The following is a 26,549-nucleotide window of genomic DNA, read 5'->3' as shown; positions in this document are numbered from 1 at the left end:
CCGCTCCAACAAATCCTCGGGCACTTTGTTGCTTCAGTGTCCGGCGCTTGCCTTGACAACCTGCGGGATATCGTCGAACGAGGCGTAGCTCATGTTGTAGAGCGTCGCATAAAGGCCCTCAGCCTTGATCAATGCGTCATGATCGCCCTTTTCCATCAGCTCTCCGTTTGCCAGCACGACAATCTGGTCGGCGTCGCGGATGGTGGCAAGGCGATGGGCGATCACGATGCCGGTGCGGCCCTTGAGCAGCGTTTTCAGGGCCTTCTGGATCAGCATTTCGGTATAGCTGTCGATGCTGGCGGTCGCCTCGTCAAGCACAAGGATCTTGGCATCGGCCACCAGCGCGCGGGCAAAGCTGATCAACTGGCGCTGGCCCAGTGACAGGCTTCCACCACGCTCGCCGGTCATGGTTTCATAGCCCTGTGGAAGGGCGGCGATGAAATCATGCGCACCGACCGCCTTTGCAGCGGCGACGACATCGTCGCGGCTGGCCTCGGTCTTGTTGAACCGGATATTTTCCAGAATGGTCCCGGTGAAGAGGAAGGGTTCCTGCAGGACCATCGCGATCTGACGCCCGAGCGAGGCCTGCGTGACGTCGCGCACGTCATGGCCGCCGATCAGAACTTGCCCCTGCTGCGCATCGTAAAAGCGGTGGGCCAGCGCCATTGCACTGGATTTGCCAGACCCGGTGGGGCCGATCAGCGCGACGGTCTGGCCCGGGTTCACGCGGAAGCTCAGGTTCTTCAGGATCGGCTGCTTGGGGTCGTAGCCGAAGGTCACGTTTCTGAACTCGACCGATCCGTCCATGTCGGTGCCAAGTTCAATTGCGTCCGGCGCGTCAGTGACATCGACTGCCACGTCCAGCACCTCCGTCAGTCGCTGGCCCGAGGCCATCGCCCGCTGCATCACCGAATACTGCATGGTCAACGACCGGATCGGGTCGAAAAACCGCTGGATGTAGAACAGGAACGCCACCATCACGCCCACGTCGAGCCGCTGGCCCAGTACCATCGCACCGCCCACCACCACCAGCACCGCCATTGCGACGCCGGTCAGGCTGTCGACGACCGGAACCATGACCTGGGCATATTTCGCGGCCGTCAGGTGCGCGCGCAGGTTGGTTTGCGCCTTTTCGTCGTAAAGGGCGAAGTTGACCTGCTGACGATCCATGCTCTGGACCGCCCGCACGCCGTGAATCGCCTCGGCCAATGCGCCATTGGCGACCGAGTTGGATTCATGCGCGGCCATGAAGGCGACCCTTGCCCGTGGCAGCCAGAAGATCCGCACGATCAACAGGACAGGCAGCACGGCCAGTGTCAGCAGCCCAAGTTCGACGTTGAGCCAAAGCATCAGGAACACGATGCCGAAAAGCAGGACGATATCGCCTACCGACAGAACCGAGGTTTCCAGAAACTCTTGCATCGCGTTCACGTCGCCCTGCAGGCGCGACATCAATCGGCCAACCTCGGTCTTGTCCATGAAGGATAGCGAGACGCGCTGCAGGTGGCGGAACATCGCCGTGCGGATGTCGAACAGCACGTTCTCTGCGGTCTTGCCGACAACGGTTTCCTGCACCCAACTGGCGACGAAATTGATCGCGATGACAATTGCGAAGGCCACCATGGAAAGGTTCAGCGCGGCACGGGCCTGATCGCCCTTGCCAAGGCCGGTATCGATCGCATGCCGGATGATCAGCGGAATCGCCAGTTGGGTCGCAGTAAAGACCAGAACGGCGACGACCGAGATGATCAGTTTCAGCCGATAGGGCCTAACGAATGCCCAGATCCGGCGGACGACCTTTACGTCGAAAACCCTGCCGAACATCTCTTCGTCTATGCGGTGCGATCCGACCACTGCGCGCGGCGGGCGGCGGCCGTCCTCGCGTACATCGTTGCGCTCTGTCTCCTGTTCCCCGACCATCAGGTGCTACCCCCGCCAGCCTGGGGCCTGATCTGCAGGTCATACAGTGCGCGGTAGCGCCCATTCAGCGCCAGCAATTCGTCGTGGGTTCCCGATTCCACGATCTCGCCCTTCTCGACGAACAGGATCCGGTCGGCATGCATCAACGAGTTCAGCCTGTGGGCCACGATGATGGTCACGCGCTCGGCGGCGCCGACACGTATCTCGTCGCGGATCTGGCGCTCGGTATTGGCGTCGACGGCGGCGGTTGAATCGTCGAAGACCAGCACGGCAGGGTTCAGCATCAGCGTGCGCGCAATCGACATGCGCTGACGCTGGCCGCCCGACAGCGAGGCGCCCCGTTCGCCGACCACGGTGCGGTAACCGGCCGGCAAGCCCATGATGTAGCGGTGCATCTGCGCCGACAGGCTTGCCCGCTCGATCCGGTCCGATTTGGCCCAAGGGTCGCCATAGGCAATATTGTTCTCAAGGCTTGTCGTGAACAGGAACACGTCTTGCTGCACGACGGCAACCGACTGGCGCAACGAATGCAGCGTGACCTTGCGGATGTCCTGATCATCAATGGTGATGCGGCCGCCAGTCACGTCGTAAAAGCGGGGGATCAGGTGCGCGATGGTGGTCTTGCCACTGCCGGGCGGGCCGATCAGGCCGATGGTTTCGCCACGTCGAGCCGTGAAGCTGAGATTGCGCAGCGCCGGGCGGCGGTCGGTGCCGGGATATGAGAAATCCACGTTCTCAAACCGTAGCACACCGTCGCTGATTGCCAGATCGCGGGCGTCGGGCGCGTCCTGCACCGCCGCTTCAAGGTCGAGCAGCGCAAAGATCCGCGCGCCGCAGGTCGACGTGCGCGCGAAGGAATTGACCAGCAGGCCAAGCTGGCGCACCGGCATCTGCAGGATCGTCATGAATGTCAGGAACGAGGCGAGGGTGCCCACCGTGATCTGGCCTGCGACCACCTTTTGCCCGCCCACCCACAGCACAAGCCCCATCGCGGCAAAGAACGACAGCGTCATCGCGCTGGTATTGCGCACCCGGATGCCCACGCGGTCATGGGCCAGTTCCAGCGCGCTGGCCGAGGCGACAGCGAACTTCTGCATCTCGTGGGGCTGCGCCGCGAAGGCCCGGACCACCCGGATGCCGGCCAGGTTTTCTTCCATCACCCGGCTCAGGACCGACAGGCGCTCCTGCAGCTCCAACCAGGTGCCCCGCAGCGTCAACTGGGTGACCGAGGATCGCCAGGCCACGAAAGGCACGAAACTCAGCGCCATGAGGCCCAGAAACAGGTCTGTCGACAGCAGCATGTAGCCGCCGATCCCGATCAGGACCGACAGCAGCACGATCCGCACCAGCCCGGTGGAAAAGAACATCCGCACGCCTTCGAGGTCTAGCATGCCTAGCGTGATCAGGTCGCCCGAATGGACGCGATCGTGAAAGCCGAAGCTGAGGTTCTGGATTTTCTCGTAATAGGCCAGCCGCAGGACGTAGCCGGTGTGATGGCCAACAGCTTCGCTGAAATAGTTCTGCAAGGTGGTGAAGACCCCTCGCAGGACCGAGACCGTCAGAACGAGGAGAGCCGTCGCAAGCAGCGCGGACCGCGCGGTGGTCGCGTCGCCGCCACCCGTCACCAGAAGCTGTGTCTGGTCGATCGCCCGCCCGAGAAGCCGTGGGATCAGCAATTGCAGCGTCGCTGCGACCAGCGTGGAAATCAGCGAGATCACGACCGCCCGGCGGTATTGCAGGTTGATCTTGACGACGCGGAGGATGGTGCCCAGCCCATCGCGCCACCCGGTCATCGACGTCCGGCGCATCAGGCCTTCGATATCTGGCATGTCGGGGGAGGTGGCGGCGGTCAATTCACTGGTCCATCGAATATTCTAGCGGTTCTATCTCGGGTGTCGGGGCAGACGACGCCGCGGCACCGGATGGCCCCCGGATATCGCATTCCCCGGTCCATGCAACCGCACGCCGCATGCGCCGGCCGTACGGCAGTCCGCCGCCCCAAGACGGGCCAGTCACCACGGGCGCTGCGGAAAGGTTCGCAAAGAAACTCTTTTGAAGTTTCCCTTGGTGGCATAAACCAACAGGCGTGCGGTTTTCTTGATCATTGTTTGATAGGTTTGTTTGGAGCGCAGGACTGATGGGGCGGAAACATTGATCGACTCGACCGATGAAATTTTCAAGATCCCCAAACGGGTGACACTGACTGAAACGATTGCCGACACGGTCGCGCGCGCGATTGCGACAGGAATTCTCAAACCCGACGAGCGTGTCACCGAAGTGGCCATGGCCGAACGTATTGGCGTCAGTCGCGCGCCGATCCGCGAGGCGCTGAAGATTCTTCATGCGCAGGGCATCGTCACGGCCGATTCCGGGCGCGGCTTTCGGGTTGCGGCCTTTGACGACGCCACGATTGCCAAAGTGCTGGAGGTGCGCCTGTCGCTTGAGGCCATCTTGTTGCGCGACGCGGTGCAATACTGGCGCGAGAATGATACCGCCGCGACGGAGTTGAACGTGCCGATCGCGCGGATGCACGAGGCGGCGGTGAACGGCGACCGGGCCGCCTCGCTCGAGGCCGATCTGAGCTTTCATCAGGCGATTGCCGAGGCCGCACACAACCAGATCGTGGCGACGCTGTGGTCCGCGATCGCGCGCCATGTCATGATCATCTTCAGCATGCGCCAATATCGCGCCGATGATCTTTTCTCGGTAGTGCGCCATCACGAGATGTTCCGCGATTTCATCCGTGAACAGATCCGGCAGGAAAGCGCGCCGGAGGCGCTTCGCAAGGAACTTGAAAACCACCTGTTGCAGATTTCGCGGATGCAGCCGGGCCATGCCGCCCGCGGTCGGGAACAGACGGGATGAGGCGGCTCTAGGCGAATTCATGGTTCTTGATGCAGGCGCTGAAATGTCCCTCGCCTATCTGCTCCAGTGCCGGGACATTGCCGGCGCATTCAGGCCCCGCGACAGGGCACCGGGACCGGAAAACGCAGCCCGACGGCGGATTGATCGGGCTGGGAATGTCGCCCTGCAGCAGCACGCGCTGCCGTTTGAACGTTGGATCGGGCCGCGGCACGGCCGACATCAGGGCACGCGTGTATGGATGGCGCGGTGCGGCGTAGAGAGTGCTTGACGGCGCGATTTCCATGATCTTGCCCAGGTACATGACGATCACCCGGTTCGAGATGTGTTCCACCACGGCCAGGTCATGTGCAATGAACAGCATCGTCAGGTTGAGCCGTTGTGTCAGGTCTTCCATCAAATTGATGACCTGAGCCTGAACCGAGACGTCAAGCGCCGAGACGGGTTCGTCCGCAACGATGAATTCGGGCTCGACCGCAAGGGCCCGGGCAATCCCGATCCTTTGCCGCTGTCCGCCGGAAAACTCGTGCGGATACCTGTCGATATAGTCGCCTGACAGGCCAACCTGTTCGAGAAGGTCTACGATGCGGCCCTCGCGTTCGCCGCGCGTGCCGATGTTGTGGAGCCGAAGGGCACGGCCAATGGCCTGGCGGATGGTCTCGCGCGGGTTCAGGCTGGCGTCCGGGTCCTGAAAGACGATCTGCATCCGCTTGCGTTGAGCGCGCATCTGTTGCGGCGTCAGCGCCGCGATATCTTGCCCGTCAAACAGGATCTGGCCCGAGGTCGGTTCGGTCAGCCGCAGGATGGTGCGGCCTACCGTCGTCTTGCCAGATCCCGATTCCCCGACCAGGCCGACCACTTCGCCCCGGCCGATGTCGAACGAGATGTCGTCGATGGCCTTTACCGCGACCGCGGGCTGGCCAAACAGCCCGCCGCGGATCGGGAAATGCTTCTTGAGGTTGCTGACGCGCAGCAACGTCTCGGACGGGGCGCCTGCGCCGGGTGCATCAATTGGCATCGTCACGATAGGCTCCGTTCAATAAGGTCGGGTTCGCCGGCGCGAAAGCAGCGAACCTGGTGGTCCTCCGCGATCGGTTCGAGCCGGGGTTCACCGGCGGCGCAACTCGGCTGGGCAAAGCCGCACCGGCCCTGAAAGCGGCAGCCCTTCGGCAGCCGTGACAGCGGCGGCACGTGTCCGGGGATCGGGACAAGTCGGTCCCGCCCGGCGCCAAGGCGCGGCATCGAGCCCAGCAGCGCGGCCGTGTAGGGCATCCGGGGTGCGGCGAAGATGTCGCGCACCGGCGCCGTCTCGACGATCTGGCCGGCATACATCACGCAGACGCGGTCGGCGACCTCGGCCACCACGCCAAGGTCATGCGTAATGAAGATCATCGCCATGCCCATCCGCGCCTGAAGATCCTTCAGCAGTTCCAGGACCTGCGCCTGAATGGTGACGTCCAGCGCGGTCGTCGGCTCGTCCGCGATCAGCAGGTCGGGTTCGCAACTCAGGGCCATCGCGATCATCGCGCGCTGCCGCATCCCGCCTGACATCTGGTGCGGGAAGTTGTCGATCCGCCGCTGCGGTTCGGGGATCCCCACAAGTTCAAGCATGTCGACCGCCTTGCTCAATGCGGCCCGATAACCCAGCTTCTGGTGCAGAACGATGACTTCAGCGATCTGGTGCCCGATCGTGTAGACCGGGTTGAACGATGTCATCGGCTCCTGAAAGATCATCGACATCGCATTGCCGCGCAGACTGCGCATGGCGACATTGTTGAGGGTCGTCAGTTCGCGGCCGCGAAACTTGATGCTGCCCGAGGCAATGCGTCCGGTCTGCGGCGGCAACAACCCCATGACCGACAGGCTGGTCACCGATTTGCCGGAACCGGACTCGCCCACGATGGCCAGCGTTTCGCCGGGCGCGACGGAGAAGCTGACATCCTCGACCGCGTTGATCTCGCGCCCGTCAAAGCCCGTCTTGAAGCAGGTAGTTAAGCCGCGCACCTCCAGCAGGGCGGTGTCCTGCATGGTCGGGGCCGGCTGGCTGTCGGTGTTTGGGTCGATCATTGCATTCCTCCGTCCCGGCGCGGGCTGACTTGGCGGCCGAACCCCGGCGCGCCGGTGACGACACCATTCTCGAACACCGTGCGGCCCGCGACCAGTGTCCGCATGACCTTGCCGCGCAGCCGGCGGCCTTCGTAAAGATGGGCCACCTCGCGGGCATGGGTGTGCAAGGTTGCCGCCGAGATCAAGGTCTCTTGCGCCAAGTCGACGAATACCAGGTCAGCATCGCTGCCCGGAAGAATGGCTCCCTTGCCGGGCGCAACGCCGAAGCGGCGGGCGCCGTTGGCACAGATCAGGTCATGGGCGCGCTTGAGGTCCAGCCGCCCGGCCGCAACGGCGTCCAGCATCGCGGGCAGGATGAACTCGATCCCCGGCACACCGGGCGGCGCGGTCAGGAAATTGCCCTCTGCGGCCTGCTTTTCGGCCCGCGCGAAGGGGGCGTGGTCAGTCGTCACGAAGGTGATGATACCGTCCTCGATGGCCTGCCACAGCGCGTCCTGGTCGGACTGGCCGCGGATCGGCGGGTTGACCTTGGCGTAGATGCCCGCGCGGGCCACGTCGGCCTCGGTCGCGAAAAGGTATTGCGGGCAGGTCTCGGCGGTAAAATCCGAGGTGCCCGCGAAACCGCGCAGCACGGCCACCGTTTCGGCGCTGGTGACATGGGCGATGTGCAGCCGCGCCTGCGCGCGCATGTTCATGGCAAGCAGTTTCGCCACAGCCGCGGCCTCGCACACGGCGGGGCGGGCGGCGGTATGGGTGGCGGCGTCAGCCGGATCGAGTGCCGCTGCGCGCTCGCCGAAGAGGCCCAGCAGCGCCGCGCTCTCGGCATGCACGACAACCGGCAGGCCGGTGGGCGCCAGCAGTTCCAGCGCGCGGAACTGGTCGGCCTCGTCGGGAAAGGCCAAACCCTCAAACTCGTCCTCGCGGCCGGGCGGGGCGGGGGTGGTGAAGATCTTCCATGCCACGATGCCTTGCGCCAGCATTGCATCGCGCGACGCTTCGGTCAGATCGCCGGGGGCCGCGTAAAGGCCGAAGTTGACGACGGCGTTCTCGCTGAAATGCGCAAGGCGGCGGGCCACTTCGGCAGGGGTCGAACAGCAGGGCTTGGAGATCGGCATCTCGAAGAACGTGGTAACGCCCCCCGCCGCCGCGGCGCGGCTTTCGGACTGGACAGTGCCGCGTTCGGGGTAGGCCGGCGCGCGGACGTGAAAGTGGATGTCAACCAGTCCGGGCAGCACTGTCAGCCCGCGGGCGTCGATGCGCTGTTCCGCCCGCGGCCCCGTTCCCGGCGCGTAAAGGCCCGCGATCCGCCCGGCAGCGATCCCGATATCGAGCGGATGCAGGCCGTCCGGTGTCAGAACCGCGCCGCCCGCGACGATGATGTCGGGCCCGCTCACGCCTTCAGCCCCAACTCGTCCAGCGCCCGCGCCACCCCGTCGAGGTTGGTCAGGTGCATGGAGGCATAGTTCGGCGCCAGCACGATGCCTTGGCCGCCTGCCCGGTAGGTTGCCATGACCGAGCGATAGGCGATGTCGGGTGTGCATTTCGCCTGATCGGCCCGTACCCGTGGCGCGTCGATCCCCAGCCCCATGTAGACCTTTGCCTTGCCATGCACCCCGCGCACCGCGTCGGCGCATTGTCCGTATACGTAGGTATCGGGATCCATGCCGGCCTGGATCACCTGGTCGAGCGGCGCCTCTTTCAGCCCAAGCATGGCCTGCATCACGGCAGCTGCCGTGCCGGGGTCGAAATCGCGCAGGATGGTGCGCTGGAAGAAACCGAACTCCTTGGCCCAGATCTCGCCCGACTGGTGCTGATAGGTAATCGGCTTGACCCAGTCGGCATACATCGTCTGTTCCGCCCAAGGCCATTGCGCGCGGCGGAAGATGTTGAAATGGTTCCGGTTCCAGACGTTCAGGCCAAACGGCATGCCGGGCTTGCACCACTTGACCAGCCCGTAAAGTTCGCGGTCGAGGTCCTTGTTGCGTTCCAGCCAGAAGCGTTCCCAGACCAGCAGGGCCGGGTTGTCCATCAGCACCCGCAGGAAGGTGATGAAGGCGCCGTCGTCGAACTCCTCTCCGGCGATCGCGGCCTGCATGAATTCGTGCATCGCGATGCAGGCGCGCCGGCATGCTTCCACGTCGATGCCGCGGTCCAGCGCCTCGCGCCGGGCGGGCTCGGAAAAGTCACCGGGCGCCTGGCCCTGCATCATCTGGTCGAGAGGCGAGTTGCGCTCGTTGCACCACATGATGCCGTCGATGGCATGGTTGCGCACCTGGTCCTCGATGATCGCGTGGATCCAGTTGCGGTAATCGGGGTTCGAGGTCGAGGGTTCGTCCTTGCGCCGGCCGTAGACATCGACCTCCATCACCTGCGCCAGGCCCGGGATCTCGATGTTGTTGACCGACCCGTGACCGGCATACTTGAAGAAGGGCTCCATCAACTCGACGTAGACCTTCATGCCGCGGGCATGGGCGGCGGGCAGCACCAGGTCGAGAATGTCCTTGCCCTCCATCTCGGCATCGCGGGCGCGGAAATCCTTGATGAGGGTCTTGGTGTAGTAGCGCGGATCGGGGTTGAAATAGGCGCCGCCGCGCATCGTGAAAGGTTCCGGCACGCCGTGGTCGGGCCAGCCATCCAGCTGGTGCGAGATCGAACGGCCGGTCTTCAGCCCCAGCCACGACACCGTGCCCAGCATCAGCACGTTGACGCCCACCCGGTGCTGGAGCGTGTCCAGCACCGCGTCGACGCCTTCGTCGATGAAGCTGATCGGGCTGATCTGGATGCCGACGAACTTATCTTTGGGATCGGGGGTCATGCCGCCCTCCGGTGTGCGGCGATGAAGCCCTCGATCAGGGCCATCGCTTCGCGGATCTTCGCCAATGGTTGCAGGTAGGAGATGCGGATGTAATCGGTGCTGTCGTCGCCGAACATCGTGCCGGGAAACACCATTACGCCGGTTTCGCGCAACAGCTTCTCGCAGAACTCGGGCGCTTCCATCCCGGTCGAGGAGATGTTGGTGTAGATGTAGAAGGCTCCGCCAGGGTGGCCATAAGTCAGGCCGGCCTCGGTCAGCGCGCCCATCAGGTAGGTCCGACGCTCGGCGTATTCGGCAAACATCCGCGCCATGTCGTCCTGCGGTCCGGTCAGCGCCGCCAGCGCCGCGTATTGCGACATGGTGCAGGTGTTGATCGACAGCGTGTGGCGCGGCTCGGTCAGCTTTTCGACGAAATCCAGCGGGGCGGCCATGTATCCCACGCGCCAGCCGGTCATCGCGTAGGTCTTGGAAAACCCGTTCAGCGTGATCGTGCGCGCCTTCATGCCGGGCAGCGAGGCGAGCGACAGGTGCTCGTTGCCCGGATAGATCAGCTTGGCATAGATCTCGTCCGCGATCAGCAAGATGTCGTGCTTCTCGGCCAGTGCCGCGATCTGGCGAATGACGTCGGGCGGCGTCACCGCGCCGGTGGGATTGTTCGGCGAAACCATCACGAACAGCCGCGTGCGGGGCGTGATCCGCTTTTCTATCTCGGCTGGATCGAGGGCGAAGTCGTTGCTTTCATGGGTTGGCACCGGGATCGGCGTGCCGCCGCACAGGTGGACGGCGGTATCGTAGGTCGTGAAGCGGGGCGAGGTGATCAGCACCTCGTCGCCGGGCGAGACCAGGCCCAGCATGCACAGCATGATGCTTTCCTGCACCCCGGCTGTCACGATGATCTCGTCGGCGCTGTAGTCGAGGTTGTAGTCCGCGCGCAGGTTGGCCGCGATCGCCTCGCGCAGCGCGGGCAGGCCGGTGGGGCCGGTATAATGGTGCTGGTTGGCATCCAGCGCAGCCTTGGCCGCCGCCACGATATGCGCGGGCGTGTGGAAATCGGGGTCGCCACGGCCCATCGCGATGACGTTGGACATGCCCGCCGCGATGTTCAGCATCCGGGTTCGGAACGAGCCGTCCTCTTCGACGATCCGGGGCGCCAGCCGGTCAAGCAGTTTCGAAGTGTCGGCCATCAGTGCATCCTCCGCCCGTCGATGAATGTCATCTGCACGCGCTTGAGCGCGTTCAGGTCGCTATCGGGTTTGCCGTCGACCACGATCAGGTCGGCGCATTTGCCCGCTTCCAGCGTGCCGATCCTGTCATCGAGCTTGCTGAGCTTCGCCGCGCGCGAGGTGATCGAGCGCAGCGCGTCAAGGTTGTCGCGGCAGACGCCGACCTCGACCATGAAGCCCAGTTCCGGTGCGATGCTGTCATGTTCCACCGCCGGGCTGCCGGCATCGGTGCCAAATACGATCGGCACGCCGGCCCTGGCCGCGCGGACCAGCCCGTCGAACCGCTTCTTGTCGGCCACGGCGTGCTGGCGTTCGATGATCTTCCATTCGGGGATGCCGAAGGCGCGCCCGATCTCCGGGTCGGCCTGCAGGACAAGTGCCGAGAAGGTCGTCACGATCGGCAGCTTGCGGTCGAGCAGAATCTGGATCGTCTCGTCGGTCATCGATCCGCCATGCTCGATGCAATCCACGCCGAACTCAGCCACCCGCCGGATGCAGGCGTCATAGGTCGCGTGGGCGGTGATCGGCAGGCGGTTGCGGTGGGATTCGTCGATCACCGCCTCCAGTTCGGCATCGGTGAATTCCAGCGTGTCGTGACAGGCCATGATCTTGATGAGGTCGGCCCCGCCGCGCACCTGCTCGCGCACCGCGCGGCGCATCTCGTCAGCGCCGGTCGCCTCGCGGCAGACCCAGTAGGTATGGCCGCCCGTCTGGATGATGCCGGCGCCCGAGACCAGCACGCGCGGGCCGGGGAAGATACCCTGTTCGACGGCCTGCTTGGTGAAGAGATTGAGGTCGTGAAAGCCCAGGTCGCGCACCAGCGTCACGCCAGCGCGGAGGCATTTCAGCATGTTGCCCGCGGCCTTGAAAACCGAGATCGGGCGCGGATCGTCCATCGACTGGCGCGACAATTCGTGGATGCCGTCCCAGTTCAGGTGCGCGTGGCTGTTGATCAGGCCAGGCAGCAGGGTCTTGCCACCGGTATCCACCACCTCGACGCCCGCGGGCAGGGCGGCCGGCCGCGGGCCGGCTGCCGCGATCTTTCCGTCCTTGATGTGAACCCAGCCATCCTCGATCACGGTGTTGTCGACGCAGGGGATCACCCGGCCCAGGAACACCCGTTCGGGCGCGGGCTCATTGAACATCTTCTTGATGATCTTGTCGTATTTCCAGGCTGCTGGTTCGGGCATCTGTCTCTCTCTCGGTCGGGGCTTGGGGTCACAACGCGATGACGCGCGCGTCGATGGGGGTGTCGGCCTGGAAGCGCGAGGGGATTTCCACGCCGGTTTCGGTCACGATCATGGTGTTGATCGTGCGGTATCCGTCGATGCCCGGACGATAGACCCCGGGTTCGTTGGAAAAGACCATGCCCGCGGCGATGCGGGTCTTGTCGCCGGGGGCCAGCCAGGGGGCCTCGTGCCCGTCCAGCCCCATGCCGTGGCCGATGCGGTGGCGGATCGCATCGGCAAGGCCCGCACCGCGCAGCACGTCCTGCGCGGCCACGTTGACTAGGTCGCAGCGCGCCGAGGGGACGATGGCCGCAACGGCGGCCGCGTCGCAGTCCTGCATGGCCTGCATGATCCGGCGCTGTTCGCCATTCATCTGCCCGATCACGAAGGTCGCGCCGCTTTCCGCGTGATAGCCGCCGAGGCTGGCGCCGATCCCCGCGATGAGCGTCTCGCCCGGGCGCGGCTGCCGTTCGATCACCGCGCCATGGGGCAGGGCGGCGCGGGGGCCCGAGTGGACCGTCGCCGTGATGCCCATGGGCGTTCCGGCAAAGGTCGCGCGATGGCGCGTCATCAGGGCGCCTCGGGCAAAGGCCATCGCGTCGTTTAGCAGGTCCGTCTCGGTGCCGCCCTGGGCGATGATATCGCCCGCCGCCGCCGACAGGCGCGTCAGGAAAAGATCGGCAAAGCCCGCGGCCGCCCGTGTCAGCGTAATTTCCTCGGGCGTCTTGATGTAGCGTTGTTCCATCGCGTAATCGCGCAGGTCCAGCCGCCGGACGCGGTCGCGCACGGCGGGCAGCATCAATGCGTCGAGTTGGTCGAGAGACAGCGATTTGGGTCCGATCTCGTCGAGCATCCACAATAGAGGGGGCACCTCGCCGGGAAACTCGGTGTAATGACGCACGGCGAGAGTGGTGGCCCCTTCGGCGTTTTCGCGCTCCAGCTCCGGGATGAAGAGGATCGGGTCGCCCTCGACCGGGATCCAGAGGCCGACAGGGCGTTCGTTGGCCGAGTAGAAGAACCCCGAGACATAGGCCGCGTTCGAGGGCCGCAAGAACAGGTGGCCGTCCAGTCCGTTGTCGCTGGCGGTTTGGCGCAGACGGTCGCGCATCGCCGCGTGAAAGGTGGCCGACAGCGGGTGCAGATCGGAGACGTCGTTCACAGCACGCCCCCTTCGTAGGGGCCCAGCACGTCAAGGCGGTTCGGCAGGCCCAGTTCGCGGCCCAGTTCGATCAGGTCAGCCAGCACGACATTGTCGATCGGCACGCCGTTTTCGGACTTGCGTGCGACCCGGCGCGCCTCTTGCTCGCCGGGGATCAGGATCTCGTCGAAGCCGGGGCGCAGGGCGCGGCTCTTGGTCATTTGCGCGAAGTCGCCCATCCGCCGCTCGAATTCACCCGGTTCCATGAACCACGCGATGTCGATGGCCGTGAAGCTGTGCGAGACGTCGAGCTTCTTGGGGTCGGCATAAGGCGTCAGGCCGTAGCCGCCGCCCGACAGAACGCCCGTCAGCACGTCCGTCATGAAGGCCAGGCCATAGCCCTTGTGCCCGCCGATCCCCAGGAGCGCCCCCTTCAGCGCGGCGCCCGGGTCGTCGGTTTCCAGCCCTTCGGGGGTCAGCGCCCAGTCGAGGGGCATCTTCTTTCCCTCGCGCAGATACCAGTTCATCATGCCCTTGCCGGCGGTGGTGATGGCGATGTCGAGCACGGCGGGAAAGCCCATGTCGGTCGGCGCGGCGATGCTCCACGGATTGGTACCCACCGCCCCCTCGCGCCCGCCCCACGGCGCCATTTCGGGGCCTGCATTGGTATAGGCGATGCCGATGCAGCCATGATCGAGCGCCTGGCAGGCATGGACGGCACTCGACCCGTAATGGGTGGAGTTGCGCACGATGACGGTCCCGATGCCGCCCTCCTTGGCCTTCTTGATCGCCAGCCGCATCGCCTTTGCGGCAGCAACCGTGCCAATGCCGTTATGGGCGTCCACCAGCGCCAGTGCCGGGCCTTCCTTGACGACGGACCAGCCGGCGCGCGGATTGACCTCGCCGCTGCCGATGCGTTGCTGGTAGCGGCGCAGGCGCATCACGCCTTGGCCCTGGCCGGGGTGAAACCGCAGCTCGGAAAAGACCAGGGCGTCGGCGAAGATGCCCGCATCCTCGGCGGTCAGGCCAAGCGCCTGAAATCCGGCGGCCACGAAACTGCGCAGGCTGCTGCGCTCGACATTGGTCATAGGGATGGGAGCAGTCATCAGGCGTTCAATTCCAGCAAGGTGGCAATGTTGGTTCCCGGAGCGTCGAACGCTCCCAGTTGGCCCGCGGGCGCGGTCATGATGATCGTCATGCCGGGCCCGTAACCGGCGCGGGGGCCATCTGTCTGTCCGACGATGCCGATCGACATCGCGCCGCGCAGGTAGCCGTGGTTGTAGCGGCTGTCGGTGTCGGCAATCGCCACGAGGTCGCCCAGCCGCAGGCCATCGAGCCCCAGCTGCGCCAGCGCCTTGCGGTCGGTCGACTGCATGTGCAGCGATCCGCCCTCCGACGTCAGGCCCGCGCCGGCGCCCACCAGGTGCGGCGGCACCGTCGCGCAGACACCCATCTGCAGCACGCCCCCTTCGACCCGCTTCGGCAGCAGGTCGAACAGCGCGGGCGAGAGCGACTTGAGGCGGATGTCCGGAAACTCGGGCAGGGCAAGGCCCACGCCTTCGCACCGCACGACAATCGTGTCGCCCACGGCGATCTGCGCCCGCGTGGCCGCATCGAAATGGATGATGACCTGGTCAGAGAAGCGGCCCGACTTGCCGGTCACGATGCCCTTGGCACCCTTTGCCGCGCCGCTTGCCACCATCGCGGCGTTGCCCACGCAGGCGAAGATGTTCAGGCCGCGGTTCTTGTTGGGGTCGGCATGCGCGATGCTGACGGAGGGGTGGATGCAGTCGCCCGCCCAGCCAAAGGCGCTGTCACCCACCGAGACGTTGTAGACGATCCCGCCGAAGGTCGGCCAAAGGAACGGCGTGCCATCGGCCGCCAGGCGGTAGGGTTCGGCCGGCAGGCCGGAAAACGAGGGGTTGGCTACCTGCCCGGTCGAGGAGACGGCGACGACGTCGGCGACGTTGGTTTTCACGCTCATGGATCAGTCTCCCAGTTGCAGCGCGGTGGCGATGTTGGCGGCAGGATCGACGCTGAAGTCGATGCTGCCGTCGCGCGCGGTCATCAGTGTCAGGATGCCGGGGCCGTGGCCGGTCATGATGCTGTCGCCGTGGATGCACAGCGCGATCGACACCGCGCCCTCACGATAGGACCGGCCGAAATGATGATCGGCGTGGCGAATCGCGATCAGGTCGCCCAGGCGCATCTTGTCGATGCCCAGTTCCGCCATCAGCGCCCGGTCGCCCGACATCAGGTCCTGATCGACGTATTCCGAGTTCAGTTCCGCGCCCGACCCCATGATGCGGATCGGCAGTTCCATCGCCACCGGGACATGCAGGCGGTTGCCCGACAGGGTGACGCCCATGGCGTTGAACAGGCGCGGGCTGAGCTTCTTCAGTTCCACTTCGGGGAAGTCCGGCAGGCCGAGGCCGCGGCCTCGGGTGATGATCTGAACCCGGTCGCCGGGCACCATCACCTCCTGCGCGGCGGCATCGAACTGCACCAGGATGCGGGCATGTTCCCCGATCACCACGCCGCGCGCGCCGGCCGCCATGCCGGAGGTGACCATCGCCTCGTTGCCGATGCAGGTCAGGTAGTGCAGCGCGTGGTGGCGGCCGCTGTCCTTTTCGTCGTCGATGGATACGCCGGGTTCGACATGGTCGCCCGCCCAGCCGAAGGCACGATTGCCGCAGCGCACGTTGTAGGTGATTCCATACATGCCGGGCAGGACGGCCGCGCGTCCGTCGGGGTGCGGAATGTATTGTCCGGGCCTGACCGCCGGTTCGCTGACGCTTCCTGCAACAGCCATTTCCACAAGGCTGGCTTCATTTGTCCGTGGCTGTGGCATCGCTCCGCTTTCCGTTCCGGGGCCCCGGAAAAGGGCCCGATCTTTCGCTTGACAAGCTGTCGGCGTTTTCCTCATTGTCAGACTGTCGACAGTCGGCATTCAGATTGAGCACACAACAGTTTCCCTTAGTCAAGCTCTCTCGCGCAGCCGTCACAGCCACGACCGGACCGGGACGACGATGCGTTCCGAGACCGCAGAAAAGATGAAGGAAGGTTACGAACAGATGGGCTACTCCGCGCTGCTTGAGATCATGGGCCGGGTCAACGACCTGCTGAATGCCGGATCGGTCCTGTCATGGGACTCGCGCACCATGATGCCGCGCGGCGGGGCCGAGACGCGCGGCAAGCAGGTGGCCACGCTGGCCGTCGCGGCGCGAGACCTGATGTGCTCGGACGAGACGCTGCGCCACCTCGACAGTGCCGAGGCCGAGGTTGCCGGCAAGCCGGCCGACAGCGTCGAGGCCACGATCGTCAGGCAGGTCCGCGAGGCGATCAGCTATCACCAGCGCATCCCGGCCGACCTGTTGCGCCGCAAGGAGGAACTGGCCGGAACGGCGCATGACCTCTGGGCCGATGCCCGCGCCGCCAGCGATTTCGCGCTGTTTGCACCGGCACTGGAAAGGATGGTCGAGATCAACCGCGAGATTGCCGCGGCCATCGGGATCGGCAGCCACCCTTACGAATCGCTGTTGCACAAGCTGGAACCGGGCACGACGATTGCCGATCTCGACGTGATGTTCGCCCGCCTGCGCGAGGGCATGTTGCCGCTGGTCCGCGCCATTGCCGAGCAGGAACAGCCGCGCGCGGACTTCCTTTACCGCGATTATCCGGCCGCCGATCAGCTGGCCTTTGCCCTGAAGATGGCCAAGCGAATCGGGTTCGACACGAACCGGGGCCGCTTCGACACCACGGTGCATCCCTTCGAGGTGTCCTTCACCCGCAACGACGTGCGGATCACCACCCGCGTCAGCCCGAACTACATGCCGATGTGCCTGTTCGGCGCCCTGCACGAGACTGGCCACGCAATGTACGAACAGGGGGTCGACCCGGCCTTTACCCGCACCCCGCTGGCGACCGACATGATCGGCCTCTACGCCGTCGGCGGCGTCAGCTTCGGCGCGCACGAATCGCAGTCGCGGCTGTGGGAGAACCAGGTCGGCCGCAGCCGTGCCTTCTGGGCCAACCATTTCGGCGACGCGCGCGATGCCTTCCCCGATCAGCTGGCCGATGTCACCGAAGAGGAGTTCTACCGCGCCATCAACCGCTCGATGCCCAGCCTGATCCGGGTCGAGGCGGATGAGCTGACCTACGATTTCCACGTCATGGTGCGCACCGACATCGAGCGCCAGATGATCGAAGGCTCGCTGGCCGTGAAGGACCTGCCGGAGGCGTGGAACGCCGCGATCAAGGACTATTTGGGCGTCGACGTGCCCGACGACGCGCATGGCGTGTTGCAGGACGTGCACTGGTCGGGCGGACAGGTCGGCTTTTGCAACTACACCATCGGCAACATCATGGCCGCGCAGCTGTTCGAAACCGCGACGGCCGAGGATCCGGGTATCCAGCAGGGGCTGGAGCGTGCCGATTACGCGCCGCTGCGGAGCTGGCTGACCGACCGGATTTGCCAGCACGGGCGACGCTACAGCCGTGACGAGTTGCTGGTGCGGGCGACGGGCCGTGCGCTCGATCCCGATCCCTACATTCGCCACCTGACCGCGAAGTTCACTGAAGTTTACGACCTGCCTCGCGCCGCCTGAAGGAGTTGAACATCATGACCGGCCCATCCTCGCGTCTGGCCAAACGGGTCAAGCTTTCGGACGCGCACCTGATCACCCGGATGCTGGAAATCGCCGACGGGCTGGATGATGTCATCAAGCTCGGCCGGGGCGACCCGGACCTCGACACGCCCGCGCATATCGTCAGGGCCGGGCAGGACGCCCTGGCGCAGGGCGCCACCCATTACACCCACCCGCAGGGAATCGCGCCGCTGCGCGAAGCGATCGCCGCCAATATCTTGGCCTTCGGCGGGGCCACTTACGCGCCGGACGAGATCATCGTCACGCCGGGAGGTCAGCAGGCGATGTTCATCATCGCGCTGACGCTGCTCAACCCCGGCGACGAGATGATCGTGCCGTGCCCGGGCTACAACCCTTACGGCCAAGCGGCCGAACTGTCAGATGCGGTGGTCGTGAAGATCCCGATGGGGATGGAGACGAATTTCACCCTGACCGCCGCGATGATCGAGCCGCACATCACCCCGCGCTCGAAGATCCTGGTGCTGATCAACCCCAACAATCCCACCGGTTCCGTCACGCCGCCTGACGAGGTGCGCAAGATCGCCGAACTGGCAGCCAAGCACGACCTGATCGTGATTTCCGACGAGATCTACGCGAGGCTGGTATTCGGCAACCATCGGGTTCAACCGGTCGCCGCCCTGCCGGGAATGCGCGAGCGGACGATCACCCTGTCGGGGTTTTCCAAGGCCTACGCGATGACCGGCTGGCGCGTCGGATACATTGCCGGGCCGCGCGAGCTGATCGTCCCGATGTCCGAGATCAACCATGCCTTCGCCATCTCCACGGCGGCGGTCAGCCAGCACGCGGCCCTGGCCGCGCTGACCGGGCCGCAGGACTGCGTCGAGCAGATGCGCCAGACCTATGACGCGCGTCGCCGCGCAATCTGCGCGGGGCTGGACGCGATGGGCATGAGCTATGCCGACCCGCAGGGCGCCTTCTACGTCTATGCCAATGTCGCCAGCTTGAACCTTGGCATGGGCGCGGGCGCCTTCTGCGAACGGCTTTTAGCGACGGGCCGGGTGATGATGTACCCCGGCACGATCTACGGCGACCACACCGACGATTTCGTGCGGATGTCGATGACCCAGCCCGTGGATCGCATTCAGACCGCAATGCAACGCATGGCTCAAGTGGTGGCCGATATTCGCGCCGAACGGCTTCAGACCGCCGGCTGATCAGGAGAACGAGAATGGTGAAATCAGACAATCCAAATGTTAAGGGAATCAAGCACATGGCATTCGCCGTGCGGGATGCGCAAGTGGCGCTAGAAGCCTATGCGCGCTACCTGCATGTGCCCGCCGAGACCGAGATCGTGCATTTCCCGAAGTCGGGCAACAAGGTCGCGCTCTTCAACCTGGGCGGCATCGAGTACCAGCTGTGCCAGTCGACCGATCCCAACGGGCGCTTCGCGTCGTGGATCGCCGAACGTGGCGCCGAGGGGTTGCACCACATCTGCTACGAGGTCGACGATATCGACGCCGCCCTTGAACACGCCAAGAGCGAGGGCGCGGAACTGCGCCTGTGCAAGGCCTGCAACGTCAAGGGCAGCCACGCGCACCCGGAGGGGTTCGTCGCGTTTCTCGACAACGATGCCGGCGGCATCGAGATCGAATTCATGCAGGTCTACACCCCCGAACAACTCGACGCCTGGAACAAGGGCGGGGCGGCGGCGGTATGAGCACCCTGGCCAACCAAAGCCTGACGGTCGGCACGGCGACCGCAGAACCCGGCACGATGGTGCGCGGCGTGATCCCGGCGGGCGAGCTTGCCGGCGGGGTCAAGGTTGAAATCCCGGTCATCGTCATCAACGGCGAAAAACCGGGCAAGGTATTCTGGGTCAATGGCGCGATCCACGGCGACGAGCCTGAAGGCCCGATTGCCTGTCACATGGCGATGGAACGGATCGACCCGGCGAAACTTGAAGGTGCGGTGGTGCTTGTGCCGGTGATGAACCCGCTGGCCTTCTCCGCGGCCGAGCGGGGCAACCCCCTCGATACCTTCACCTACGACATGAACCGGATCTACCCCGGCAAGGCGGGCGGCTATTTCTCGGACCGGGTGGCGCATGCCCACTGGCAGGCGATGAAGGATGTGGCCGACATCGAGATCTCGATCCATTCGGGCGGTGCGCATTCGTTCCTCGACAAGGCGATCTTCGTCGACGAGACGCCCGCATCGGTGGAACTGGCCAAGGCGATGGGGCGCGGCTGGGGCTGCATCATGTCCAACTTCAACCCGTCGGGCAGCCCGATGGCGGCGATGAAGGCGATCGGCAAGACCGGCATCACGGTCGAGCTGGGCGGACGATCGGCGACCTCGCCCGAGAAGTTCCGCGAGATCGGCAGGGAACTGGCCGATTCCATCCTCAACATCTGCTATCACTACAAGATGCTGGACGGGCAGGCGGTGTATCCTTCGCCTGCCTACAAGGGCCAGCAGGAGGCGCTTCTGGCGCCGGCCTCGGGCATCTTCCTGCCCGAACCGGGCGTGAAGTTTCTCACGATGATGGCCACGGGCGATCCGATCGCGCGGATCGTCAACGTCTACGGCGACACCGTGGGCGAGTTGAAGGCGCCTGCGCCGGGCATGTTCTTTGGCCTGCGCGCGCTGCCCAATGTCAACATGGGCGACTGGTGCTGCTTCTACTGCAAGGTGGAGGGAACGCGTGACTGATCACGCCCCTCCCTCGGGCGCTGCCCCGTCAAGGCCACGCGACCTGGCCGGATACGGTGCGGCGCCGCCGCAGGTCCGCTGGCCGAACGGCGCGGGCCTTGCGCTGAACCTCGTTCTCAATGTCGAGGAAGGGTCTGAATACAGCCTGGAACTGGGGGACGGGCGCAGCGAAACGGCCCTGAGCGAGGTTCGCGCCTCGCGCGTGCCGCAGGGGCAGCGCGACCTGGCCGTCGAAAGCATGTACGAATATGGCAGCCGCGTCGGCTTCTGGCGGCTGCATGACCTCTTCACCTCGCGAGGGCTGCCCGTGACGGTGTTCGCCAGCGCGATGGCGCTGGAGCGAACCCCGGCCATTGCCCGGGCGATCGCGGAGGCTTCATGGGATCTGTGTGCGCATGGCTGGCGCTGGGTCGAGCATTACCGCCTCGATCCGGCGACCGAGGCCCAGCACATCGCGATGGCCCATGACAGCATCCTGCGCAGCGTGGGCAGGGCACCGGCGGGCTGGTATTGCCGCTATGCCCCAAGCGAGGCGACACGGGGGCTGGTCGCCGAACATGGCGGCTTTCTCTACGACAGCGATGCCTACAACGATGATCTGCCCTACTGGACCACGGCGGCGGGGCGCGATCACCTGGTCATCCCCTACACGATGACGACGAACGACGCGAAGTTTCTCAGCGGCGACGTGTTTTGCGGCGCCCAGTTCGCGGATTACCTGATCGACACCTTCGACGTGCTGCTGGCCGAAAGTGCCGAGGTGCCGCGGATGATGTCGGTCGGCCTGCATGCCCGCGTGATCGGCCATCCCGGCCGCATCGCCGGCCTGACGCGGTTTCTTGATCACGTGGCCGGCAAGACGGGCGTGTGGCTTTGCGGGCGCGAGGACATCGCGCGGCATTGGCGCGCGGTTGTGCCGCCGGGGACGGGAGGGGCCGGATGATGCCGCTTCGCGTTCCGCTTCGCCCGGTCGATCCGGCGGCCTTTGCGCCCTTCGGCGCGATCGTGCAGCCCCCCGCGGCCCTGGGCCAGCGCGCCTTTTTCAGCGACCACCTGCACCAGCGGGCCGAGGGCAGTGCGCCCGTCCTGCATGTCAACCATGTGGCACCCTCGGTGCTGCCGCTGGAAATCAAGCGGCTGGAGCGGCACCCGGTTGCCGCGCAGGTGTTCATCCCGCTGGACGTCTCGCGCTACGTCGCGCTGGTGATGCCGTCCGATCCCAGCGGCGCACCGGACCCGACACGGGCCCTGGCGATGCTGATGCCGGGCACGCTTGGCATCATCTACAGCCCCGGCGTCTGGCACCTCGGGGCGACCGTGCTCGACAAGGTGGGCAGTTTCGCCGTGCTGATGTGGCGGGGCGGACGTGAACCGGATGACGAGTTCAGGACCATCGCGAGTTGCCAGGTCGTGGCGCCCGCGCCAGGCCACGTGCGGGAACATGCCTCAACCTCTGGAGGGGCCGAAGCATGACCCGCCGTCCCGAAGTCTTTGTTCCGGCCATCACGCCCTTCGCGCAGGACGGATCGGTCGATCACGCGCGGTTCATTGCCCATGCCAAGGGCCTGCTGACGGCGGGCGCGCATGGCATGGCCCCCTTCGGAACCACCAGCGAGGCGAACTCGCTGTCGGTCGCGGAACGGATGGCGGCGCTGGAGGCGCTGGTTGAAGGAGGCATCGACCCGGCTGTCCTCATTCCCGGCACCGGTTGTTGTGCCGCCGCCGACACGGTCGCCCTGACCGCCCATGCCCGTGGCCTTGGCTGCCGGGGCGTGCTGGTGCTGCCGCCGTTCTACTACAAGGGCGTGCCCGAGGACGGCGTTTTCGCGGCCTATGCCGAGGTGATCGAGGCGGTGGCGGACGCGGGGCTGCGTCTTTACCTCTACCACATCCCGCAAATGTCGGGCGTGCCGATCACCCTTAGCCTGATCGAACGTCTGCTGAAGGCATATCCGGGCACCATCGCCGGTCTCAAGGACAGCTCCGGCAGCTGGGACAACACCCGCGCCGTCATCGAAGCCTTTCCCCAGATCGACACCTACTCGGCCTCGGAATCGCTGATCCCCAAGAACGTTGCTGCCGGCGGCGCCGGTTGCATCAGCGCCAGCGCCAACGTCAATCCGGCGGGCATCCGGCGGCTGATCGACGGGCTGGGGATAGAGGGGGAGGGTGCCCTGCTGGAGCAGGTGTCGGCCGTGCGCCGGATCTTCGAGGGGCTCCCGCTGATCCCGGCGATCAAGGCCGCCGTCGCGCGGCAGCGCGGCGACATGGCCTTTGCTCGCGTAAGGCCGCCATTCGTCGAAACCGGCGCCGCGCACGAGGCTGCTATTGCCGAGGCCGTGCGGCTTGCCGGCCCGCAGGTCGCGCCATGACCGCGCGGCTGGTCGTGGTCACCGGCGCGGGCGGTTTCGTCTGTTCGCAGATCTCGGTGGAGCTGGCCGCGGCCGGGTTCGACGTGATCGCGGTGGACCGCACCTTCGACGATGACGCGGCGAGCCGCCTGGGCGCGATCCGCCGCGTCACCGGCACCTTGCCCGAGGCGCTGGAAACCCTGAACGCGGCGCGGCCCTTCGCCGTCATCCACGGCGCGGCCATCACGGCCGGGCCGGCCACACTGGGCATCAGTGCGGCGGCGCATGTGCGCACCAACATGGATCTGCTCACGGGGTGTCTGGCCTGGGCGCGCCATGCCGGCGCGGCGCGGTTTGTCTTTCTCAGTTCAACCGGCGTGTTCTGCGCCGATGACGGTGCTGGCACGTTGACCGAGTTTTCGCCGGCGACGGCGCGCGGCCCCTATTCCGCGGCAAAAAAGGCCGGCGAGATCGTGACCCAAGGGGCCGCAGATGCCTCCTTTGCCACGCTCAGCCTGCGACTGGGCAACATGTTCGGCCCGCGCGAGGCGCCGCGCCCGTCGCGTCCCGGCCTTGGGCTGGTGGCGCGGATGATCGCCGCGGCGAAGGCAGAGGGCCTCATCCGGGTCGAGACCCCGCAGGCAAGGCGCGACTGGACATGGTTGCCCGATATCGGCCGTGCCTTGGCCGGCCTGCTGATCACCTTTCCCGGGGACCTGGTCGACGTGCTGCATTGCGGCAGCACCGAGGTTCTCAGTGACCTCGACCTGGCGCAGGCCATCGCGGCGGTGGTGCCGGGAACGCGGGTAGAGGTCGCGCCGGGGCCCTGGCCTGCTGCCAAGGGGCCGATGGGATCTGCCATCACGTCTGCGCTGAACGGTTTCCACTGGACGCCGGTGCGCGCGGCCCTGGCGGGCCTTTTGCAGCGCGAGGGCGTGGCATGACCCCGATGCGCCTCATCGTCGTCGGACTGGGCGCGCGGGCGCGCACTTGGCTTGCGGTCATTTCCGACAATCCCGACGTCGACATCGTCGGGCTGTGCGACCCCGACCCGGCCGCGCGGGACCGCCTGGCGGGGCAGTATCCCAAGGCGGTGATGGGGGCCGGCCTGGTCGATATGATCGGCGTGGCGGCCGATGCGGTGCTGTTGTGCACGCCGCCCGAGGGGCGCGCGGCGCTGGTCGAGACGTGCTGCCGGCACGGCCTTGCGATCCTTGCCGAAAAGCCGCTGGCCGATGATATGGCCACCGCCGAGACGTGCGTCGAGATGGCCGAGTCGGCCGGTGTTCCGCTGATCGTCGGGCTCAACTTCCGCTTCCTGCCCGTGACGCAGGCAATGATCCGGCTGTTTGCCGAAGGCACCGTCGGCCGGCCCGCCTTCGCGCGCTTCACTTATGAACGCTGGCGCGACGGCACCTTGCCGCACCTCAACAAGTATCCGCTGACGATGGACCAGCCGATGCTGTGGGAACAGTCGGTGCATCACTTCGACCTGATGCGTTTCGTCTACGGGGCCGAACCCGTGCGCGTCTATGCCCGCACCTTCAACCCGCCCTGGTCGATGTATCGCGGGGACGCGAACGTCTCGGCGATCCTGGATTTCGATGGCGGGCTTTGCGTGAACTACCAGGGCACCTGGCAGGGCAACTGGGACAATCTCGGCTTCGAATGGAGGACCGACTGCACCGAAGGGGTGGTCGTCCAGCAGGAGATGTTCGGCGCGTTGCGCTATGCGCGCAGGGACGACAGGCATCTGCGCGATGTGCCGCTGGAGGCACATGTGCAGTGGATCACGGATGCGGCCGCACTGCTCGCATCCTTCGTGACAACATGGCGGGGATCAACCCCGCCGCAGTGCACAGGCCGTGACCATCTTCGGTCGCTGCAGATGCTCGAAGCCTGCATTCTTTCATCAGGCAGAGGCGAAGCGGTCGAACTGGCCGAACTACCACAACTTGCGACAAGAGCGGAATTTCCGCTGCAACAGAGGAGTTAGACATGCGACAATTCAAATATGCGCTGGTGTTCGCCGGGGCGGTCATGGGGGTTCCGCATGCGGTCCTCGCGACGCCCGCGGCCGATACCATCGTCGTCGGGCTGAGCGCAGACATCGACACGCTCGATCCCGCCGAGATCAGCTCGCGCGATGCGTCCAACATCGCCGAGCACATCTTCACCACGCTTTCGTCGATCTCGGTCGACGGCAAGGTCACGCCGCGGCTGTCCGACAGCTATACCGTCAGCGATGACGGCAAGTCGTACACCTATCACATTCCCCCGGGCCATACCTGCTCGGACGGCGAGGCCCTGACGGCCGAGGACGTGGCCTATTCGTTCAACCGCGCCGCCGACCCGGCCAACAACTTCACCGGCAACACGCCGGGGTTCATCTTCACCTCGATCGACTTCAAGGGCGCCACCGCGCCCGATCCCGAACACGTCGTCATCAACGTGGGCATCAAGAGCTCGATGACGCCGGGCTTCCTGACCGAGGTGTTCATCCACTGCAAGGACAGCTACGAGAAGATGAGCCTCGAGGACGCCTCGACCAAGCCCGTCGCGTCCGGCCCCTACAAGCTGGTCAGCTGGACCCCGGGTTCGGAAATCGTTCTGCAGAAATGGCAGGATCCCGGTAACTTCAAGACCATCGACTACCGGATCATTCCTGAAGCCTCGACCCGCACGGCGGAACTGCTGACCGGCAACGTCGACATCATCACCAACGTCTCGCCGGACCAGCTTGACGCCATCGACAACAGCGGTGTCGCCAGGGTCGAGAAGGTGCAGGGCACACGGCGGATGTATGTCGGTTTCAACCAGAGCACCTCGTTCACCGGAAAAGGGGCCGAGGCGATCCGGAAGGCCGATGTCCGTCGCGCGCTGCAATACGCGGTGGACGTGCCGACGATCTGCAAGCAGTTGCTGAACTTCGACTGCGAACGCGCGACCAGCCTGGTCAACCCGCCGCAGGGCAACCCCGACCTCAAGCCGTATCCCTACGATCCGGAAATGGCGGGCAAGCTGCTTGATGCGGCCGGCTATCCCAAGGATGCCAACGGCGTGCGCTTCGAGATCACGCTGCAGGCAGGCCGCGGGCGTTACCTCAACGATGCCAACGTCGTTCTGGCGGTCGGCCAGTACCTGACCGACATCGGGGTCAAGACCAATGTCGAGCTGATGGACTGGGCGTCGGTCTACGTGCCGCTGATCCGCAAGCACGAGGCGGGACCGATGTTCTTCCTCGGCTCGGGCGGCGGGTTGTGGAGCGCGCTCTACGACATGTCCGACCTTGCCACGGTTGACTCGGGTCCGAACTACACCAACTGGGACGATCCGCGCTGGTTCGACGGCTGGAAGCAGATCGAGGCCGCCAAGACGCCTGAAGAGGAACGCGCGGTCATCAACGAGATGCTGAAGGTGTTCCACGACGACGGCCCGTGGCTGCTGATGTACTTCCAGCCGGACTTCTACGGCGTCAGCAACCGGATCGACTGGCAAGCGCGCCGCGACGAGGTCGTCGAGCTTTTCGACGCCAAGCTCGCCTCCAAGTAAGACGACACGAGATGCGGCCGGACCACCGGCCGCATCTCACCCACCCCCCCGGGCCTGGCGCGCGAAAGTGCCG

General features: G+C 65.4%; 23 protein-coding genes. 11 read left to right on the top strand and 12 right to left on the bottom strand.

Annotation, left to right across the window (positions count from 1 at the left end):
* Positions 1–33: 33 nt before the first annotated feature.
* Both GC146_RS06410 and GC146_RS06405 read right to left on the bottom strand, forming a co-directional pair.
* Entirely contained in the window at positions 34–1,920 is a 1,887-nt protein-coding gene (locus GC146_RS06410; protein WP_291836058.1) for an ABC transporter ATP-binding protein, read from the bottom strand.
* The gene (locus GC146_RS06405) at positions 1,920–3,749 is read right to left on the bottom strand and encodes an ABC transporter ATP-binding protein (RefSeq protein ID WP_291836055.1); all 1,830 of its coding nucleotides are present in this window, start codon (positions 3,747–3,749) and stop codon (positions 1,920–1,922) included. The genes GC146_RS06410 and GC146_RS06405 overlap by 1 nt, the downstream gene beginning before the upstream one ends.
* A 364-nt stretch (positions 3,750–4,113) precedes the next feature.
* On the opposite strand from GC146_RS06405, the gene GC146_RS06400 reads away from it, so the two are divergent.
* Positions 4,114–4,785 (top strand): GntR family transcriptional regulator, encoded by a 672-nt coding sequence (locus GC146_RS06400; RefSeq protein ID WP_291836052.1) that lies wholly within the window; start codon positions 4,114–4,116, stop codon positions 4,783–4,785.
* A 7-nt stretch (positions 4,786–4,792) separates the two neighbouring features.
* Here the strand turns inward: GC146_RS06400 and GC146_RS06395 are convergent, their stop codons facing one another.
* Genes GC146_RS06395 through GC146_RS06350 form a run of 10 tightly spaced genes read right to left on the bottom strand, consistent with a single transcriptional unit; the run spans position 4,793 to position 16,066 of the window.
* Entirely contained in the window at positions 4,793–5,800 is a 1,008-nt protein-coding gene (locus GC146_RS06395; protein WP_291836306.1) for an oligopeptide/dipeptide ABC transporter ATP-binding protein, read from the bottom strand.
* Positions 5,801–5,802: 2 nt separating this feature from the next.
* Complete coding sequence (locus tag GC146_RS06390) at positions 5,803–6,849, bottom strand: ABC transporter ATP-binding protein (protein ID WP_291836048.1); 1,047 nt, start codon at positions 6,847–6,849, stop codon at positions 5,803–5,805.
* Positions 6,846–8,243 carry a dihydroorotase family protein gene (locus GC146_RS06385; protein WP_291836045.1) on the bottom strand — a complete coding sequence of 466 codons (1,398 nt, stop codon included), beginning with the start codon at positions 8,241–8,243 and terminating at the stop codon, positions 6,846–6,848. The genes GC146_RS06390 and GC146_RS06385 overlap by 4 nt, the downstream gene beginning before the upstream one ends.
* Positions 8,240–9,664, bottom strand: a complete 1,425-nt coding sequence (locus GC146_RS06380) for a hypothetical protein (RefSeq protein WP_291836042.1) — start codon at positions 9,662–9,664, stop codon at positions 8,240–8,242. The genes GC146_RS06385 and GC146_RS06380 overlap by 4 nt, the downstream gene beginning before the upstream one ends.
* Positions 9,661–10,848 (bottom strand): pyridoxal phosphate-dependent aminotransferase, encoded by a 1,188-nt coding sequence (locus GC146_RS06375; protein WP_291836040.1) that lies wholly within the window; start codon positions 10,846–10,848, stop codon positions 9,661–9,663. The genes GC146_RS06380 and GC146_RS06375 overlap by 4 nt, the downstream gene beginning before the upstream one ends.
* Positions 10,848–12,077, bottom strand: coding sequence for an amidohydrolase family protein (locus tag GC146_RS06370; protein WP_291836037.1), 1,230 nt, complete (start codon positions 12,075–12,077; stop codon positions 10,848–10,850). The genes GC146_RS06375 and GC146_RS06370 overlap by 1 nt, the downstream gene beginning before the upstream one ends.
* A gap of 28 nt (positions 12,078–12,105) precedes the next feature.
* Positions 12,106–13,275 carry a Xaa-Pro peptidase family protein gene (locus tag GC146_RS06365; protein ID WP_291836034.1) on the bottom strand — a complete coding sequence of 390 codons (1,170 nt, stop codon included), beginning with the start codon at positions 13,273–13,275 and terminating at the stop codon, positions 12,106–12,108.
* Complete coding sequence (locus GC146_RS06360; protein WP_291836031.1) at positions 13,272–14,360, bottom strand: Ldh family oxidoreductase; 1,089 nt, start codon at positions 14,358–14,360, stop codon at positions 13,272–13,274. Before GC146_RS06360 ends, GC146_RS06365 begins: the two co-directional genes overlap by 4 nt.
* Entirely contained in the window at positions 14,360–15,238 is an 879-nt protein-coding gene (locus GC146_RS06355; protein ID WP_291836028.1) for a DUF4438 domain-containing protein, read from the bottom strand. Before GC146_RS06355 ends, GC146_RS06360 begins: the two co-directional genes overlap by 1 nt.
* Positions 15,239–15,241: 3 nt before the next feature.
* Positions 15,242–16,066: a DUF4438 domain-containing protein gene (locus GC146_RS06350; protein ID WP_291836026.1), complete on the bottom strand. Its 825-nt coding sequence runs from the start codon at positions 16,064–16,066 to the stop codon at positions 15,242–15,244.
* A 217-nt stretch (positions 16,067–16,283) separates the two neighbouring features.
* Between GC146_RS06350 and GC146_RS06345 the strand changes: the two genes are divergently transcribed.
* Genes GC146_RS06345 through GC146_RS06300 form a run of 10 tightly spaced genes read left to right on the top strand, consistent with a single transcriptional unit; the run spans position 16,284 to position 26,476 of the window.
* Positions 16,284–17,861, top strand: a complete 1,578-nt coding sequence (locus GC146_RS06345; protein ID WP_291836022.1) for a carboxypeptidase M32 — start codon at positions 16,284–16,286, stop codon at positions 17,859–17,861.
* Between the two features lie 14 nt (positions 17,862–17,875).
* Positions 17,876–19,075, top strand: a complete 1,200-nt coding sequence (locus GC146_RS06340; protein ID WP_291836019.1) for a pyridoxal phosphate-dependent aminotransferase — start codon at positions 17,876–17,878, stop codon at positions 19,073–19,075.
* A gap of 56 nt (positions 19,076–19,131) precedes the next feature.
* Entirely contained in the window at positions 19,132–19,578 is a 447-nt protein-coding gene (locus tag GC146_RS06335; RefSeq protein ID WP_291836016.1) for a VOC family protein, read from the top strand.
* Entirely contained in the window at positions 19,575–20,573 is a 999-nt protein-coding gene (locus GC146_RS06330; protein WP_291836014.1) for a M14 family metallopeptidase, read from the top strand. The genes GC146_RS06335 and GC146_RS06330 overlap by 4 nt, the downstream gene beginning before the upstream one ends.
* Positions 20,566–21,516 (top strand): allantoinase PuuE, encoded by a 951-nt coding sequence (locus GC146_RS06325; protein WP_291836011.1) that lies wholly within the window; start codon positions 20,566–20,568, stop codon positions 21,514–21,516. The genes GC146_RS06330 and GC146_RS06325 overlap by 8 nt, the downstream gene beginning before the upstream one ends.
* Positions 21,513–22,046, top strand: a complete 534-nt coding sequence (locus GC146_RS06320) for an ureidoglycolate lyase (RefSeq protein WP_291836006.1) — start codon at positions 21,513–21,515, stop codon at positions 22,044–22,046. Before GC146_RS06325 ends, GC146_RS06320 begins: the two co-directional genes overlap by 4 nt.
* Entirely contained in the window at positions 22,043–22,945 is a 903-nt protein-coding gene (locus tag GC146_RS06315; protein WP_291836003.1) for a dihydrodipicolinate synthase family protein, read from the top strand. The genes GC146_RS06320 and GC146_RS06315 overlap by 4 nt, the downstream gene beginning before the upstream one ends.
* Entirely contained in the window at positions 22,942–23,868 is a 927-nt protein-coding gene (locus GC146_RS06310) for an NAD(P)-dependent oxidoreductase (RefSeq protein ID WP_291836001.1), read from the top strand. Before GC146_RS06315 ends, GC146_RS06310 begins: the two co-directional genes overlap by 4 nt.
* Entirely contained in the window at positions 23,865–24,920 is a 1,056-nt protein-coding gene (locus GC146_RS06305; RefSeq protein ID WP_291835998.1) for a Gfo/Idh/MocA family oxidoreductase, read from the top strand. The genes GC146_RS06310 and GC146_RS06305 overlap by 4 nt, the downstream gene beginning before the upstream one ends.
* A 2-nt stretch (positions 24,921–24,922) precedes the next feature.
* Positions 24,923–26,476: an ABC transporter substrate-binding protein gene (locus GC146_RS06300; protein WP_291835996.1), complete on the top strand. Its 1,554-nt coding sequence runs from the start codon at positions 24,923–24,925 to the stop codon at positions 26,474–26,476.
* Positions 26,477–26,549 lie beyond the last annotated feature (73 nt).

Origin of the sequence: Limimaricola sp. (genome assembly GCF_016125575.1) — a bacterium.
Classification (GTDB): Bacteria; Pseudomonadota; Alphaproteobacteria; order Rhodobacterales; family Rhodobacteraceae; genus WGLM01.
Note: the sequence above shows the minus strand (reverse complement) of the source record. Positions and strands in the feature narration are given on the sequence as shown.

Bases quoted from the DNA above. Each gene is read 5' to 3' on its own strand.
- GC146_RS06410 (WP_291836058.1), bottom strand. From the start codon at position 1,920: ATGGTCGGGGAACAGGAGACAGAGCGCAACGATGTACGCGAGGACGGC.
- GC146_RS06405 (WP_291836055.1), bottom strand. From the start codon at position 3,749: ATGCCAGATATCGAAGGCCTGATGCGCCGGACGTCGATGACCGGGTGG.
- GC146_RS06395 (WP_291836306.1), bottom strand. From the start codon at position 5,800: ATGCCAATTGATGCACCCGGCGCAGGCGCCCCGTCCGAGACGTTGCTG.
- GC146_RS06390 (WP_291836048.1), bottom strand. From the start codon at position 6,849: ATGATCGACCCAAACACCGACAGCCAGCCGGCCCCGACCATGCAGGAC.
- GC146_RS06380 (WP_291836042.1), bottom strand. From the start codon at position 9,664: ATGACCCCCGATCCCAAAGATAAGTTCGTCGGCATCCAGATCAGCCCG.
- GC146_RS06375 (WP_291836040.1), bottom strand. From the start codon at position 10,848: ATGGCCGACACTTCGAAACTGCTTGACCGGCTGGCGCCCCGGATCGTC.
- GC146_RS06370 (WP_291836037.1), bottom strand. From the start codon at position 12,077: ATGCCCGAACCAGCAGCCTGGAAATACGACAAGATCATCAAGAAGATG.
- GC146_RS06360 (WP_291836031.1), bottom strand. From the start codon at position 14,360: ATGACTGCTCCCATCCCTATGACCAATGTCGAGCGCAGCAGCCTGCGC.
- GC146_RS06355 (WP_291836028.1), bottom strand. From the start codon at position 15,238: ATGAGCGTGAAAACCAACGTCGCCGACGTCGTCGCCGTCTCCTCGACC.
- GC146_RS06350 (WP_291836026.1), bottom strand. From the start codon at position 16,066: ATGGCTGTTGCAGGAAGCGTCAGCGAACCGGCGGTCAGGCCCGGACAA.
- GC146_RS06345 (WP_291836022.1), top strand. From the start codon at position 16,284: ATGCGTTCCGAGACCGCAGAAAAGATGAAGGAAGGTTACGAACAGATG.
- GC146_RS06340 (WP_291836019.1), top strand. From the start codon at position 17,876: ATGACCGGCCCATCCTCGCGTCTGGCCAAACGGGTCAAGCTTTCGGAC.
- GC146_RS06335 (WP_291836016.1), top strand. From the start codon at position 19,132: ATGGCATTCGCCGTGCGGGATGCGCAAGTGGCGCTAGAAGCCTATGCG.
- GC146_RS06330 (WP_291836014.1), top strand. From the start codon at position 19,575: ATGAGCACCCTGGCCAACCAAAGCCTGACGGTCGGCACGGCGACCGCA.
- GC146_RS06320 (WP_291836006.1), top strand. From the start codon at position 21,513: ATGATGCCGCTTCGCGTTCCGCTTCGCCCGGTCGATCCGGCGGCCTTT.
- GC146_RS06315 (WP_291836003.1), top strand. From the start codon at position 22,043: ATGACCCGCCGTCCCGAAGTCTTTGTTCCGGCCATCACGCCCTTCGCG.
- GC146_RS06310 (WP_291836001.1), top strand. From the start codon at position 22,942: ATGACCGCGCGGCTGGTCGTGGTCACCGGCGCGGGCGGTTTCGTCTGT.
- GC146_RS06305 (WP_291835998.1), top strand. From the start codon at position 23,865: ATGACCCCGATGCGCCTCATCGTCGTCGGACTGGGCGCGCGGGCGCGC.
- GC146_RS06300 (WP_291835996.1), top strand. From the start codon at position 24,923: ATGCGACAATTCAAATATGCGCTGGTGTTCGCCGGGGCGGTCATGGGG.